Consider the following 16,368-nt stretch of genomic DNA (forward strand, 5'->3'; position numbering starts at 1 on the left):
TAGCTCCTTTAAGTGTGTTAGTAAAAATGTTCGTGCATCAACTTCTTTCAATCAATGTTGCGTCCGGCTTAATACTTGTGCATGGTGTTATTGTTTTTTGGGATGCTCTTTCGGCTCACGGGAAATAAACAACGTGATAATTCCGATAACGACCAAAATAGTAGCACCAATATCGAGACTGGTCATTTTTTATTCTCCTTTCTTATATTTTTCTGATTTTTCGATATACACAACTCAATAAAACTATTAGAAATAATTCTGTAGTTGGTAAGGTGAGAATGGGTCGAAAAGGCTTTTCGACCTACATGCTTACTCTCTCCAAATAAACTCAAACAACAAATACGAAACGGTTGTAATGACGATGCTGTATGCGATAAGAACCTGAAACTCGCTCAGTGCATCGGTAAATGTTGCTCCTTCGACGGAGAGTTTGGTTGCGTTAATGAGGGTTAAGAGAAGTGGTAATAAAATCGGAAAAGAAAGCACGGGATAGAGAGTCCCTTTCGAGCCGGCTTTGGAAATAATTGCCGCAATAATCGTTGAGGCGGCGGCTAATCCGTACGTCCCGAAAATGATTGTCGGAAGAAATATCTCGAAATTCTTAATCACGAAATTGGAAATGACAAGCGAGTACAACACAACGCTGACGAGATTCAACATCGCAAGCAAAACAAGATTGAATAATAACTTGCCAGCAAAGATTGTCATTGGAGTTGCGATGAGTTGAAGCGTCATTACCGTTCCCCGTTCTTCTTCGCTGACGAACGTTCGGGAAAGTCCTGCCATCGAAGAGAAGAAAATAATCACCCAGAGAATTCCCGAAAGTATGTCGGTGTTGACCGTTTCATTACCGATTGCAAAGATGATGATGGAAATTGTTGTTACGACAAACATCAGCAACGCGTTCAGCGCGTAGCGTGTTCGGACTTCCGATTTGAAATCCTTTAAGAAAACAGTAAATGCAGAACGAAGGGACGAACTCATTTGCTGTTTCCTGCTTTCGTTTTGAATTCATCCAGATTCAAAACAGAGTCTCCCCATTTGATTTCATCCGGTTCGTTTGTTGCGATGATGATAAGTCCGCGTTTTTTCTGTTCTTGCACAATCTCATGAACAATTGCTTTTCCTTCGCTATCAAGATTCGCTGTCGGTTCATCAAGCAAAAGGAACGGCGGCTGATGAAGTAATGCAAATGCGTACTTCAAGCGTTGCTTCATACCGGAGGAAAATGTTCTCACAAGTTGATTCTTCGCTTGTGTAAGATTCACTCGTTCCAACAACGAAGAAAGCATTTCATCCGCAACGTTGATTGTCCGGATTTTCCTGTATAAATCTAAATTCTCAAGCGCGGTAAATTCATCATACATCTGTAGATAAGGAGAAACAAAACCAATCGAGCGAAACAAATCTTGTTTCTTCACTTCCTTCCCATCAACCGACACAGAGATTGTTCCTTTCGTTTGAGAAAGTACTCCAATGAGAATTTTCAAAAGCGTTGATTTACCGCTTCCGTTTCTTCCTCCAATAATAATCGAATCCCCTTCGTTTAAAGTAAAACTTACCTGAGAAAAAATACTTCTCCTGTTGTACGTTTTACTCAAACCGGCAACTTCGAACCTCAAACCGTTCATCACTCCCTCACCACAGCAAATTTTCCCTGATATTCATTTCCGTCAATCTGAATGATGAAAAAATAAATTCCCGAACTAACTGCTTCCCCGTTTTCGTCATGTCCATCCCATGCGATGCTCGGTTCAAGTGGACGTTTGTAATCAATAGGAAATTCATTTGCAATCACTTTATCCATGCTCGAACTGAAAACGTACAGCATCGCTTTTTGTTGAATTGCAGTCGGCAACCGGAAATTTAATGGCTTTCGCTCTTTGGCAAGGAATGGATTCGGATACACCAACACATTCTGAACGACAGCAGGAACAGATTCGTACGTAAACCAGTTTATCGGGTCTGCTACGTCAAGTTTCACAAATATGCCGTTGCTGAGTTTTCGATATGAAGCGTCTCCGATACTATCCATGAGATACAAAAAGCGAAACCAAGTTCGATTCGGTGTAACATTCGCGTTGGAAACGATTGTAATCATTTTCATAGCAGAACCACATGTGTCAGAAATTGTTCTGCGGCTGCAAATCGGAAAGTACAACGATGAGATTGCCTGCATACTATCTTCGATTGAACGTGAAGTGTTCATATATTCCGTCATCTGTCTCATTCGCATCGGCGGGTAGTAGATTCCCTCAGAATAAAACTTCACCGTGTCAGAACCGGGACCTGTATTCAGATTCCAAAAAGAATATTCAGCAAACGCATTTCGGAACGTGCTTCCGATTTCTGTCAATGCACGGTCAATCGCATAGATGCTGGAATAATTTGGCAGATGTTCCCACGTTCGCTTCATCACTTCAGGAGTATATTTTTTTTCGATAAACTTTCCCCACACCGAACGGCTGTATTCCATCTGTCCGTCATAGCGCTTGAACGATAGTTCCGGTCTGGAAAATTGTGAACTTCGCGCAAGACTGTTCGATTGATATTGGTAGTAATCGTTAACGTCATCGTACACAACATCTTCCATCCATGTCGAAGTAATTTCATAGAAGTACCTGTCATCATACCGTTCGCCATAATTGCCAAGTTGAATCGCATGGTGAAATTCATGTGCAGCCGTAACTTTTAGTCCGGGTATTCCTCTGCTCGGAGAATAAACCCAACGGAAATCATTATCAATTGTTATAAACGTCAGGTATGTTGGTAAAGGAGTAGTCCCTACTTGATGTACCTGCTCAGTTATTCCATAATAACCTAATCCTAAGTCCCGAATGTTAATTCGATACAAATTTGAATTATCAAGAGGAGGAGCAGGATAACCAAGGATGTTTACTTCAACCTCCCATACATCGTTGAAAAATTTTCCTACAGAATCAACAAATTCCTCGACAGTTCCCGGAATTGGTTCAACATCATCACCGACATTTCTCAACATCGTTGGCGCATCGTTTCCGGTTGTATCGTAGAAGATTTGAAAGCGTCCGATGATTCTGTTCGTCTGATACTCTTGCGGAGAGAGTAACTGGCGTATCTCCTCCTGTTCAGAGTGTGAAAGTTCGGGCATCAACCGTTGCATCTCAAAGGACAACCAGAGTCCGCACTTTTCCGACGGTGATTCGGGCGATACATTTTGTTGATTGTTGTTTGTCGTTACCTGTAAAATCGCGCTTCTCAATTCTGCATACGAAGATAATGTTCTTTCCCTCCCGGCAGAGAAAGTATACACCAATGGAATAATCAATAAGAATATTGATATGGAGATTCTTTTTTTCATCGTAACGAAATCACTTTCAGCCAGCCATTCATACTGTCTGTCACTATTAATTCCTGGATACCATCTGCATTAATATCTGCAACTGTGAATCCGCCGATTCCTTCTGCACTGATTAATCTGTTCACGTTCGGAAACTGCCCGTTCCCAGCTCCCCAATACACCTGAATTTCTTTGGTGAGACTGTTATTCACAACAATGTCCATCCTGCCATCGTTGTTCACATCAAACACCCGTAATTGGTCGCGCGAGGAAACACTAACGGGAAATCGAGATTGAAATTTCGGTTGGAGAAAAATTCCATTAGTACCGTTTACCGAAACTACAAGCGAGTTTTCCGGCTTTTGAAAATTCATAATCAAGTCGGGATAGCCGTCGCCCGTAACATCTGCGCTCCACATCAACGTCGGTGGAGTTTCTCTTTTGTCAATTGTAAAATCAAGAAACGGTTGAACAACGTTTGTCGTTTCACTTCTTATGATTCGACGCAACTCCAGTGTTCTGCCGGAAGACTTCTGACCGAGAAACGCGATATCGTTGTCCCCGTCCTTGTCGAAATCATTCATTGCCGCGGCAATAAGCGAGGGTTCAAAACGCGAGATGATATTTTGCTCGACATATTTTGTCGGCGCAATCTGAGAGAACTTAATAATGGAAAATTGTTTTGTTTCCGTATCCCGTTCAAGAACGAAGAAATGCAATTGTTTTGTTTGTTTATCTACATACCGGGAAAGGATTTGAGAACCGCGTTGAATCGGTAATGTGTATGTTGTTTGATTTTCTAACGAGCCGGTAAATTCTGTTATAGAAAGTTTATCTTCCTCTCTATTCGAGGCAATCAAAATTCCCCCTTGTCCGTTCTTCGAGTTGTAATTCAGTTTGGTCGCATGAATTGGAATTGACAGTGAGCGTTGCCCGAACAATGAGCCATCACCGTTGTTCATCAAAAAGGAAAATGTTTTTGCTTGTTTATTGACAACAACAACTTCAGGAAATGTATCGCCGTTCAAATCCGTTGCGATGATGCCGCTCGGTTCAGGTGAAAGAGCGTATAGCATTTCAACCGCTACCGGTCTCGCTACTTGCGCGTTCCACATCAGTCGTATCGTCGAACCTTCACTATCAACAACCGCGATATTTGATGTATCAGTTCGTTGATGTGAAAAGAGCAATATTTCAACAGGATTTCTTCCGCATGATAACTGAGCAGATTCATCAAACGAGCCGCTTTCATTCATCAACCAAATAGTACATGCTTTCTGATGTTGATTGAAAGAAAGAATGTCCATGTGGTCGTCCGAATTAGTGTCATCGAGAAATAATTGGTCACTCGTTGACTGAGAATGGAGTGTAAACTCTGAAGTAAAATCCCCTGCACCATCTCCGATAAAAACAGACAAGTCATTTGAATGTGCAAAGGCAACAACAATATCTTTCGTTGAGTCTGCATCAAGGTACGCGGCTTTGACAATGGTTGGCTCAGCATCTAACCGAAGAACTGTCGGGTCACCGAATTTCATTCTGCCGTAACCGCGATACACACAAACGAGGTTCTCCAACCAATCCGATGCAATAATATCCTGAACACCATCGTCATTCATATCCGAAATACAAACGGAACTGAAACTATGTTCGGGGAAGAGGGTCATTGATTTTGCAAATCCACCTGTTCCGCCACCGAGATAGACAGTCAAACCGCTTTCACGTTTTCCAAACAAGAGTAAATCTGTTTTTGAATCTTTGTTGATGTCTGCTGTCAGAACTTCAGGAACTTCATCCTTGAACCGGAGCGTCGTGCGAACATAGAACTCCATCTCCTTCTTCGCAAGATGAATTCTGATTTGTGATGACTTCCCGTCAACGACAATCAGGTCTGACATTCTATCTGAGTTACATTGAGCGGAGAAGATTTTCGTGACGTTTCCTCCCTCCGTCATTTGTCTGCTTGCCTTCCACCCGGAAGAATCGCTTGATTGTATTTGAAACAATAATTGTGTTCGATTGTAGGTGGCGAGGTCTGTCATCCCATCGCCATTAAAATCACCCTTGAATAAGCCGAGCGGATTTTTTATCGCTCGAATTTCTGAAATCGCTCCGAACGTCGTTTTTTGGAATTGGGAATAGACGGTGGCGGTAAGAATGAATTGAAGGGTCAGTGTTACCGAAACAACCTGAACACGTTTCAAAAAAGGGATGTGGATAAATTGAAACAAGAGAAAAACTAACGTTTCGCTGTTTCCGATTGTTGAAGGCGAATCATTCGTCGTTCGAGCGCGTCCCGATAGCGACGACGCTCTTCTTTCGTCTGCGGAATCACCGGTTCTATTTGAATTGGTTTGCCGGTCCCATCTACTGCGACAAATGTAAGGTACGCAGTGTTGGAGATTTTTTTCTCCCCCGCAAGTAAATTCTCCGTCGTAACATGTACACCGACTTCCATCGAAGTTCCAAACACTCGATTGACCGACGCCCGCAACACAACAACTTCTCCAAGTTTTATCGGTTGATGAAATACTAAGTTATCAACCGCGGCAGTAACACACACCCTGTTGGAGTGACGCTGTGCAGAAATAGCCGCGGCGATGTCCATCCACTCCATCAATCTTCCGCCAAGAAGATTTCCAAGTGTGTTGGTATCGTTAGGAAGGACTAATTGCGTCATCTCGACTTGGGAATCTTTCACAAATCGCTTTTTCTTTTTTGTTTGATTTGCCCCGTGCATGTGAAACCCTTTTATTTGCTTGTTTGTGAATTCGTGTGTTGAAACAACGCGGAGGATTGCGATTTCAGTTTGTCTTCAATTTCTTTCTGCAAGGACTCTGCATCGCTCTTGAATTTTGAATGTGGATATTTTTCTAAAAATTTGCCGACTTCTTTTTTTGCTTCGTCAAACTTTTTCCGGCCAACCAATGCTTTCACCAATCCTAAATGCCCCGGTTCTGCAACCGGAGTGTCATGAAATTTTTCCACGACGCTATTGAAATAATATGCCGCCGCCCGGTAATAACCGAGTTGCATGTACATTTCCGCAGAATCAAAATCTTTCTGCGCGAGACGGATATTCAATTCTTTTATCTTGCCCGATGCCTCTGCCACTAACTCGTTGCTTGGATAATATTCGATGAATGTTTGAAATGCATCAATCGCTTTGAGTGTGTATTCCTGATCCAAATAAGAAACCGGTGCGAGATTGTAATAACTCATTGCAATTTTGTACTGCGCAAGAGGTAAGTAGGGACTTCCCTGCAACGTTCGTTTGATGGATTTGTATTCCTCGGCGGCGAGTAAATACTCTTCCCGCATGAAAAAACATTCAGCAAGATAATACTGCGCATCATCGGTAACGGAACTTCCCGGAAACTGAAGTTTAATCAACTCAAATTCCTTCTTTGCTTCGAAATAGTCTTCTTCATCAAACAGTTGTTTCCCGATTTCAAACCGTTCCTCAGCAGTCATGTTCTTTGTCAAATCAGACGACGAACAGCCGAGGAAGAAAATGGAAATCAAAAAAATAAACACATAAATTATTTTTGTCATGAAATTTTAACTCAACTACGAACGTGAAAAAATAAATAGACTGCAATTCCAGTTGCACCTATGATGATAAACGGTTCAAGCAGTTTGTCGAAAAAACTTCCTTCCGGCAGGGGCGCGTGTGTACTTGGAATTCCCTCCTGCTCAAGCATCGGAATCATTGAAACTGAAACCGTATCAGAATAACTGTAAGGTAACGTACTGCTTGCCAACACTTTATTTGTTTGAGATTCTTTAATGAGAAATGGAAACGAAAGAGAAATCGTTCGCCGTGCTTTTGTCTCTCCAAGAAATCCACTTCGAAACGAATCATCATACTTCACCTTCAAATCGGGAGAAATAATTTGTAGTTCAACCGCTGTTTGGCTCATGTCTGATGAATCCAGAAAGACTTGAACTCCCTTCGCTTGCAACTCCAAAACAACCGCTTGACGAACAAATAAAAGTTCATCTTCACTTTGAAATGAAAGCACAATCGAGTTTGATTTACCAGAAGGCAAAGACTGAAGGATTGAATCGGTCAAAGTTGAAATTCCGAGCCGGAAGAGTTCCATGTTCGATTTGCTGGTATCGCCTGATTGCATCCCGCGAGAAAGTGCAACCGAAAACGGTAACATCAAAAGGAAAATGAAAACACGGAATGTTTGACGCAACGTGTTTGCCGGATATGAATCTTCGTCAGGCGTAAATGCCTCGCACTTTCAATGTCTTTGCAACTTTATCAATCGCCATAATGTAGGCAGAAATTCGTAACGTCACTTGATGCTTGCGTGCAGTTTCATATACTGCATCGAACGATTGTTTCATCATCCTTTCAAGCCGACGGTTCACACGGTCAAGCGTCCAGAAATAACCGATACGGTCTTGTACCCACTCAAAATAGGAGACCGTCACACCACCTGCGTTGGCAAGAATATCAGGGATAACAACAATTCCCTTGTCTCTCAATATCGGGTCTGCGGCGGCAACAGTCGGACCATTCGCTCCTTCACAAATTATTTTTGCCTTTATATTGGGAGCGTTCTGAGCTGTGATTTGTTCTTCCTTTGCGGCAGGAACCAACACATCGCATTGTAGTTCAAGCAATTGTTCCTGAGTGATTTTATCGCCGCCGGTGAATCCTTCCAATGTTTTATTCTTCGCAACCCAATCAAGCGCATCAGAAATACTGATGCCGTTCGCATTGAAATATCCACCTGTTACATCTGAAATTCCAATAATCTTACAGCCATGCTCTGAAAGCAGTTGAGCAGTAACAGAACCAACATTCCCGAATCCCTGAACGACAACGGTACAGTCTTTTGGCTTCAATCCTATTTTTTCCATAGCAGAAAGTGTCACCATCATACAACCGCGACCTGTTGCTTCTCGTCGTCCAAGTGAACCGCCAAGAATGAGTGGTTTCCCTGTCACGACAGCAGTCTCTGTTCTCTTCATGTGCATACTGTAGGTGTCCATAATCCACGCCATTATTTGCTCGTTCGTATTCATATCGGGAGCGGGAATGTCGCGGTCGGGACCGAACACGTCGAGCATGTTCGCCGTGTAACGACGGGTAATTTTTTCCAACTCAACCTTTGTCAATTTATTCGGGTCGCATTTCACCGCGCCTTTCGCGCCGCCAAAAGGAATATTCATCACCGCACATTTCCATGTCATCCACGCGGCGAGTGCTTTCACTTCATCAATCGTGACATCAGGCGAGTAGCGAATTCCACCTTTCGATGGTCCGAGGATATCATTATGAATCACACGGTAGCCATCGAAGATTTCAATGCGACCATCATCCATTTGGATTGGAATTGAAACAATGACTTGCTTCACCGGAGTTTTCAAGTAATTGTAAATTCCCGGGTCAAGTTGAAGAATTTCGGCGGCAACATCAAACCGATGCATCATGGATTCGAACGGGTTATCTTTCTCGATGAACCCGACCGTAGGAGAAGAATTTGTATTCGGCATAAACTAAATGATGATTAAAGAACGTACGATGAAATTATATTCCACCCATAGCGAATTGCTGTAAGCGTGCAATCCGTTCTTCCATCGGTGGATGAGTCATAAACAATTTGAAAACACCGCCGCCACGCAACGGATTGACGATGAACATGTGGGCGGTAGCCGGTTGCTGAGTTTCAATCGGAATTCGGTCAGCGCCGCGCTCTAATTTCTGCAAAGCATTTGCTAATGAAAGAGGTCTGCCGGTAATTCTTGCCGCGCCTTCATCTGCGGCAAACTCGCGTGAACGTGAAATCGCCATTTGAATTAAGACTGCGCCAATCGGCGCTAAAATCAATAATGCCAATTCACCTAAACCGCTACCACCTTCCCTATCATCTCGTCTCCCGCCGCCGAACATCATGGCAAAGCCAGCCATGCGGGCAAGCATCGTTATTGCGCCAACCATTGTTGCGACTATGGTTCCGGTTAAAATATCTCTGTGTTTGATGTGTGCAAATTCGTGTGCGATAACTCCTTCCAATTCATCATCGCTTAGCATGCGAAGTATTCCTTCGGTTGCGGCAACTGCGGCATGTTCGGGATTACGTCCGGTTGCGAATGCGTTGGGTGAATCTTCAGGAATGATATACACTTTCGGCATAGGTAATTGTGCTTGCGATGCAACCCGTTGCACCATCGAATAAAGTTTTGGCGCGTCTGCCTCCGTTACTTGTTTCGCCCGGTACATCATCAAAACAATTTTATCTGAAAACCAATACGAAACGAAGTTCATTAACAGAGAAATTCCAAAAGCCATAATGAGTCCTTGCTCTCCGCCCAACATTGAGCCGATGAGAAGAACCAAAACGGTCATGAGTGTCATTAAAAAGACTGTTTTAAGCGTATTCATAAGTATCTAATGTATCCAACCTTTCAAAAAGTGGTCAAAATTTATGGAATAATTGAGTGATTTACAAGAATCAGAAAATGAACACACGAGAGTCGCGTCTGCGTTCCAATTTTTCTATTGAATGACAGACGGAATTTTGTTATGTTTACACCTCAAATTATTTTCGACAATTAATGAAGTCCAGAATATTCTATTGTTTACTTGCTCTCACACTCAACTTTATCCCGATTTTTTTTCATGACGTTCAAGGTCAACAACAGATTTCGTTAGAAGAATTATCCATCGGAGTTGAAGCCGGGAGTTCCCGCGAGGTCGCTTACACGAACAAACAAGCGGGCGTGTTTTATACAGAAACGAATGGCAATCATCGCTCCGCGTGGCAGGGTTGGCGTATTATGTCGAATGAAATATTGGATGATTATCGTTTGATGATTGATGATTCTCCGCTTTTAAAATCAGAGGCAAGCGCTTTAGTGAGACCTCATCAACTTGTCAGAACGTATCCGAACGGGGTGAAAGAAACTGTTACGTTACTCGATTCCGTTGACGCTCTTGTTATTGAACTCGAACAAATCAATGGTGATGAACTTTTGGTTCGTCCTTTCTTCAGTGATTTTCTCACTCTCGAACAATGCGAAGCAAGTTTCGAGCACAACGTCCTTCTCATCGCCCGCAAACGGCAACTTACACGAACAGAAAAAGGAAACTTTCCGGTGTGGCTTGGTGTTGCAACTGCTAATCCGGGCTTAATGAATCAAAGCGAAATTGCTCAGCAATCATTCTCACCGATGGGAATAAAAACTGTTATCTCAAATCAAAAATCAATAATCGTTTTCGTCGCGGGTGATACAAAAGAACAAACCGTTCAACTTGCTCATAGCGTATTGAAAAATTATTCTGAAAGAATCTCATCAAGAAAAGAGCGGATGGAAACTCTCCTGAATGAGTCATTCATTCAAACATCAAACAAACGGTTTGAAATTGCAATGCAATGGGCAAAACTTTCTCTCGATGCGCTCATCATGAATCAAGTAAAGAAAGGAATATTCGCCGGCTTACCGTGGTTTGATAATTATTGGGGACGAGATACATACATCACGCTTCCCGGTGCAACACTTGTTAACGGAAATTTTTCTGATGCAAAAGAAATTTTAAAATCGTTCGCCGCGTGGCAAGATACAAACAAGAGTAGTGCAAACTACGGACGTATTCCCAATCTTGTTACGACAAATTCGATTGCGTACAACACGGCTGATGGGACTCCAAGATTTGTAATGTCATTGTATGATTATTTCAAATACTCGCTCGATGCAGAATTCCTTCGTGAGATGTATCCGGTCGTCAAGCGTTCCATCGAAGGAACAATAAAGTATCATACCGACTCCATGAATTTTCTTACACATGGAGAAGCAGAAACGTGGATGGATGCAGTCGGACCGGACGGTGCGTGGAGCCCGCGCGGAAATCGTGCAAACGATATTCAGGCGCTTTGGTATAAACAACTCAATGTCGGTTTTCGCCTTGCCGAATTCATGAAAGATGATTCTTCAATGCTGAAGTGGGGAAAGTTTGCCACAAAATTGCAGACAAACTTTATCAAATATTTTTATGATTCATCGAGCGGGATGATTTACGACCATCTGAAACCAAACCATAAACCGGATAAGCAACTCCGACCGAATGCGTTGTTTACGTATTCGATGTTTCCTGAAAAGAATAATTTTGTCAAACCGTTCCGAACGATAACAGAAAATCTTGTTTTTCAACATGGTATTGCTTCACTTTCTCCCGACGATGAAAACTTCCATCCGTTCCATCACTACGAACCGAACTACGTTCCCGATGCCGCTTACCACAACGGCATTGTGTGGACGTGGCTTGCCGGTGCGTGGATTGATTTGGCAACCGAGTTTGGTCTCTCGAACCTCGCGTTCGATGTAACATCAACCATGGCAAAGAATCTCATCGAACGAAATGCAATCGGTACAATTCCTGAACTGATGGATGCGGCGGCGCGCCCGGACGAAATTGAACCGAGAAATTCGGGAACATATTCTCAAGCGTGGAGTTTGGCAGAGTTCATTCGGAATTGTTACCAATCGTATCTCGGCGTGTATGTCAATACAAATTACTTCAAAACATCAGATAATATTTCTTATTTGTCGAAGAATCCGCGAATCCTTTTTGCTCCACGACTTCCGCTTGCTCTTTCAAAAGCAGAATTCAAAGTAACAATCGGCAATCAGCAAATTGTGGTCGAATATAAGAAAACAAAAACGCAATTTGAACTTGCCCTTACTTCGCCACCCGATGCTACGCCGCTACAAATTGAATTTATCGTTCCTCACGACCTCGTTCTCGACGCAACTCCGGAAACTCTTTCTCTGCCGATTTATCGCTTCACCGCTCCGGCAAATAAGCGAACTGTATTTTCCATAGATGAACGATTGGTAACACTCAATCAGAAACGAATCAATCAGAGCGGTGCGATTCCGGCATTACCACCGATTCGGTTTACAGAAATTAAACTTGCAACGCCGCAAGTGAAATCTGACCTTTCCTCACTGAAAGGTCCAACACACACGATGTTGAGGAATTCAGACATCAAGCGAGAATCAAATCAAGCAAACATACTGTTTGATGCCAGCGACCCCGAAGGCGATGATACCGGCACGAGCGGTTTCATTTATCCGCAAACTCCATATTTGCAGGCAAAAAGTTTGGATATTACGCGCTTCACTGTCAGCACAGACGAGAAAAATGTTTTCTTCAAATTGCAGTTTGCCATTCTTTCCAATCCGGGTTGGCATCCTGAGTATGGATTTCAATTGACCTACGTTGCAATCGCAATTGATAAAGATAACAAACTTAACTCCGGTCAAACGGTTGTCGGAATGAATTCAAATTATGTTTTGGAAAACAGAAATGCCTTCGAGCAAATAATTTTTGTTGGCGGGGGAATTCGTTTGGTTGATTCAAAAGGGAAAATCATTGCTGAACATATCCCTGTGGCGGGGGATGAAAAGAATCCGCTCGGAAATGTTTTGACAAAGACAATAGAGTTCTCGTTACCGATTGAACAAATTGGTAAAGCAAGCGAGCAATGGCAATACACCGTTCTCGTCGGCTGTCAGGATGACCACGGCGGCGCGGGCATAGGAGAGTTTCGTTCTGTCAGTTCTGAAGCAGGCGAGTGGATTGGTGGCGGAAAATCAAATCCCAATGCACCGAATGTGTACGATGTAATTCAACCAAAGAAATAATGTTAAATTAACATTCAGATAATGGCTTATGAAAAAATACCCAATACTTGTTCTCATTATTCTTTCAAACATACTTTGTTTCAGTCAGGAAACAGAAACACAGTTCTCGGATGCAATCGAAGACAACTCGTTCTTCATTGAAGAAGCTTACAATCAGGAAGATGGAGTTGTACAACATATTTTTAATTCAACATATTTTACATCTCCCGAAGAGGAATTTGTTTTTACCTTCACTCAGGAATGGTGGGTTGTCAACCAAACCCATCAATTTAGTTACACGATTCCGTACAGTTTAGAATCACGCTCGATTGAAGAACCGGGTGACATCTTGTTAAACTATCGTTATCAACTTACTACTCATGAAGACGAAATAACAACGGCTCCTCGATTATCATTCATGTTTCCATCGTCACTTGGAAGGGACTACGACCCGGGTGATTGGGGAATTCAGTTTAATCTTCCTATAAGCAAAAGAATGAGCAACGACTTCATAACGCATATAAATGCAGGGATGACGTGGTTGCCAAATGCAATAATCCATGGGTACACAACCCATGATGGAGGTCAAGCAACGGCTCAAAGAGCTTTGTTCTCTTACAACATCGGCGCAAGTCTCATCTACCTTGCAGATGAGAAATACAATTTCATGCTGGAAGTTGCAGATAACATCAATGCAAACTTTGACACAAACGGAGATGTAGTTTATGAAAACGAACTCATCATCAGCCCCGGCTTCCGGTATGCGATTGATACGAACTCACTGCAATGCGTTCCGGGCATCGCCGTTCCAATCAGAATTTCCGAAGAGATGACAAATGTCGGATTGTTTTTCTATCTTTCTTTCGAGCATCCATTCTTAATGTAAACATCATAACTAATGAAACTTCAACTTACTGTACTATTCTTTTTCTTTACTGTTCTCTTCTCACTCTCGCTTCAATCGCAGACAATTCCACTCAAAGGAGTTGTCCGTGATGCTGATTCATTCGAACCTCTGACCGGCGCATCTGTTACGCTGAAAGGTACAACGCTCGGTTCTTCAACGAACGAGGAAGGCGAGTTTTCGTTTTCAATTCCGAAGGATTCAATTTTATTACTGAATGTTTCCATCATCGGCTACGAAGAGTTTGAAACGGAAATCAACACAGCAGAACATGATTCACTCTTTTTCATGATTGAACTCGAAGAAGAACATCTCGAAGAAGAAGAATTCATTGTCACTGCAACACGAACGGTTCGGGCGATTGATGATGTTCCGGTTCGGGTTGAAGCAATTCCGCAGGAAGAAGTTGAGGAAAAATTATTGATGACTCCTTCCAACGTTGCCATGTTACTGAACGAATCAACAGGAATGAGAGTGCAAACAACCTCGGCAACAAGTAACTCAGCAAATCTCCGCATTCAGGGACTTGCGGGACGATACACACAATTGCTGACCGATGGTATTCCAAACTTCGGCGGACTCTCTTCCGGTTTCAGTCTCACGCAACTTCCTCCTCTCAATCTTCGACAAGTGGAAGTCGTTAAAGGGGCGACTTCTGCACTGTACGGTACGGATGCAATTTCCGGCGTTGTTAATTTCATTACAAAAGTACCGCAACCCGAAGAGGAATTTCAGGCGCTTGTCAATGCTACTACGCAAAACGGATTTGACGTTGCAACATTTTATTCCAAACAACACGGAGATATTGGCACAACAATTCTCGTAAGCAGAAACACACAAGACCATGCTCTTGTTGACGACGATATGTTTGCTGATGTTCCCGAATTTAAACGCTTCTTAGTGACTCCAAAACTTACCTATAATTTTTCTGAACAACTCTCCGCAATCGTTTCGTTCGGATATATGGAAGAAGAACGGACAGGGGGAATACTCGGCTTTACATCGCAACCTCTCACCAATCCGCTCTATGTCGAAACTATCAATACGAACAGAACGGATGTTGCGGGAAGTACGAAATACGAACCTTCACCCGATAAAGCGCTGTTGTTCAAATTTGCAACCGCACAATTGAAACGGGATGCAGTATTCGGCACGTTGCCATTCAATGCAACACAATCATTATTCTACTCGGAGTTGCAATATACCGTTGATTACGAAAAGCAAACTCTTGTTCTTGGCGCGGCGTTTACCTCCGATATCCTGACAGACAGAACAACGACACATTCACTTCCTCTTGATTATCGCTACAACAGTTTCGGTCTCTTTGTTCAGGATGAACTTGCTTTGACAGAGATTACGACCATCTTATTAAGCGGTCGTCTCGATGCTCACAATGAATTCGGGACGTTCATCACTCCGAAAATTTCTGCCATGGTTCGTCCCTCTTCTTCACTTACTATGCGACTTGGAATCGGTACAGGATTCAAAGCGCCCACTATCTTTGTTGAAGAGATTGAGGAAACACGGTATCAAAACATTAAAACAACCGGCAATTTATCCGCAGAAGGTTCACAAAGTTTGTCGTTTGATGTAAACTGGAAAACACTTATCGGCGAGGTCGGAGTAACAACGAACGCCGCTCTCTATCTGACAAACATAGACCGTGCACTCATTGCCGATGACGATTCGCTTGCACAGAATATCCTTTACCTTCGCAACGCAGACGACCGGACATTCTCACGCGGCGGAGAACTTTCCCTGAAACTTGCGTATGAAGATTTCAAACTCTCGCTCGGTTACACCTACACGTTTGCAACGCAGAACGACAGGAATAGAATCTATGAACTCGCTCTCAATCCGCGACATTCTTTCGGAGCGATTCTCTTTTATGAAAATCATCATCAGAAATTTAAAATAGGATTGGAAAATTATTGGACCGGAACTCAACGATTGGAAAGAAACCCGTGGCGGGATTATTCACCAAGTTATTGGATTACCGGTTTGATTGCAGAAAAAGGGTTCGGCATTGTTCGCCTCTTTGTGAATTTTGAAAACATTTTCGACACGCGACAAACACGCTTCGAACCAATCATTGATGGTGACCAACTCTCAACATTCAGAACTCTCCCCATCTATGCGCCGCTTGAAGGAAGAGTGATCAATGGCGGAGTGAGGCTCATTTTGTAATTCACCACGAATTGCCACAAATGATGACACGGATTCTCACAGTTTACCTTTGGTTCTGTACCAATCCGTGACTTGACTCTTCGTGCCAAAGTAGGAACCGTGAAATCCAAAGATATTTTGGAGAACATTAGACCTGTTTTTCCCTACTTCACGCCTGTTCTTGGGAACTTCAGACCTAATCTTCCCTACTTCACGCCTGTTCTTGGGAACTTCAGACCTAATCTTCCCTACTTCACGCCTGTTCTTGGGAACTTCAGACCTAATCTTCCCTACTTCACGCCTGTTCTTGGGAACTTCTGACCTGATTTTCTCA

General features: G+C 42.9%; 14 protein-coding genes. 5 read left to right on the forward strand and 9 right to left on the reverse strand.

Annotated elements, in window-relative coordinates; all coding sequences use genetic code 11:
- Positions 1–309: 309 nt before the first annotated feature.
- From HY960_00670 to HY960_00700, 7 genes are read right to left on the reverse strand one after another with little or no spacing between them, the layout of a single operon-like run.
- A complete protein-coding gene (locus HY960_00670; GenBank protein ID MBI5214245.1) occupies positions 310–984 on the reverse strand; it encodes a heme exporter protein CcmB in 675 nt (224 codons plus the stop codon).
- On the reverse strand, positions 981–1,631 hold the full coding sequence (locus HY960_00675) for an ABC transporter ATP-binding protein (GenBank protein MBI5214246.1): 651 nt from the start codon (positions 1,629–1,631) through the stop codon (positions 981–983). The genes HY960_00670 and HY960_00675 overlap by 4 nt, the downstream gene beginning before the upstream one ends.
- On the reverse strand, positions 1,631–3,340 hold the full coding sequence (locus HY960_00680; protein MBI5214247.1) for a hypothetical protein: 1,710 nt from the start codon (positions 3,338–3,340) through the stop codon (positions 1,631–1,633). The genes HY960_00675 and HY960_00680 overlap by 1 nt, the downstream gene beginning before the upstream one ends.
- Positions 3,337–5,523 carry a VCBS repeat-containing protein gene (locus HY960_00685; protein ID MBI5214248.1) on the reverse strand — a complete coding sequence of 729 codons (2,187 nt, stop codon included), beginning with the start codon at positions 5,521–5,523 and terminating at the stop codon, positions 3,337–3,339. Before HY960_00685 ends, HY960_00680 begins: the two co-directional genes overlap by 4 nt.
- 35 nt (positions 5,524–5,558) lie before the next feature.
- Positions 5,559–6,059 carry an acyl-CoA thioesterase gene (locus HY960_00690; protein ID MBI5214249.1) on the reverse strand — a complete coding sequence of 167 codons (501 nt, stop codon included), beginning with the start codon at positions 6,057–6,059 and terminating at the stop codon, positions 5,559–5,561.
- Positions 6,060–6,070: 11 nt separating this feature from the next.
- Positions 6,071–6,874, reverse strand: coding sequence for an outer membrane protein assembly factor BamD (bamD, locus tag HY960_00695; protein ID MBI5214250.1), 804 nt, complete (start codon positions 6,872–6,874; stop codon positions 6,071–6,073).
- A gap of 11 nt (positions 6,875–6,885) precedes the next feature.
- A complete protein-coding gene (locus tag HY960_00700) occupies positions 6,886–7,242 on the reverse strand; it encodes a hypothetical protein (protein MBI5214251.1) in 357 nt (118 codons plus the stop codon).
- Positions 7,243–7,247: 5 nt separating this feature from the next.
- Between HY960_00700 and HY960_00705 the strand changes: the two genes are divergently transcribed.
- On the forward strand, positions 7,248–7,502 hold the full coding sequence (locus tag HY960_00705) for a hypothetical protein (GenBank protein ID MBI5214252.1): 255 nt from the start codon (positions 7,248–7,250) through the stop codon (positions 7,500–7,502).
- A 47-nt stretch (positions 7,503–7,549) separates the two neighbouring features.
- Here the strand turns inward: HY960_00705 and HY960_00710 are convergent, their stop codons facing one another.
- The gene (locus HY960_00710) at positions 7,550–8,833 is read right to left on the reverse strand and encodes a Glu/Leu/Phe/Val dehydrogenase (GenBank protein MBI5214253.1); all 1,284 of its coding nucleotides are present in this window, start codon (positions 8,831–8,833) and stop codon (positions 7,550–7,552) included.
- Positions 8,834–8,867: 34 nt separating this feature from the next.
- Positions 8,868–9,722, reverse strand: a complete 855-nt coding sequence (gene htpX, locus HY960_00715) for a zinc metalloprotease HtpX (GenBank protein ID MBI5214254.1) — start codon at positions 9,720–9,722, stop codon at positions 8,868–8,870.
- A gap of 173 nt (positions 9,723–9,895) precedes the next feature.
- Between htpX and HY960_00720 the strand changes: the two genes are divergently transcribed.
- From HY960_00720 to HY960_00735, 4 genes are all read left to right on the forward strand, one after another.
- The gene (locus HY960_00720) at positions 9,896–12,985 is read left to right on the forward strand and encodes a hypothetical protein (protein ID MBI5214255.1); all 3,090 of its coding nucleotides are present in this window, start codon (positions 9,896–9,898) and stop codon (positions 12,983–12,985) included.
- 28 nt (positions 12,986–13,013) lie between these two features.
- Entirely contained in the window at positions 13,014–13,850 is an 837-nt protein-coding gene (locus HY960_00725; protein ID MBI5214256.1) for a transporter, read from the forward strand.
- Positions 13,851–13,862: 12 nt separating this feature from the next.
- On the forward strand, positions 13,863–16,055 hold the full coding sequence (locus HY960_00730; protein ID MBI5214257.1) for a TonB-dependent receptor: 2,193 nt from the start codon (positions 13,863–13,865) through the stop codon (positions 16,053–16,055).
- Between the two features lie 99 nt (positions 16,056–16,154).
- Positions 16,155–16,355, forward strand: a complete 201-nt coding sequence (locus HY960_00735; protein ID MBI5214258.1) for a hypothetical protein — start codon at positions 16,155–16,157, stop codon at positions 16,353–16,355.
- The last annotated feature ends 13 nt before the right edge of the window (positions 16,356–16,368 follow it).

It is taken from the genome of Ignavibacteriota bacterium (assembly GCA_016212665.1).
GTDB lineage: Bacteria > Bacteroidota > Ignavibacteria > UBA10030 > SZUA-254 > FW602-bin19.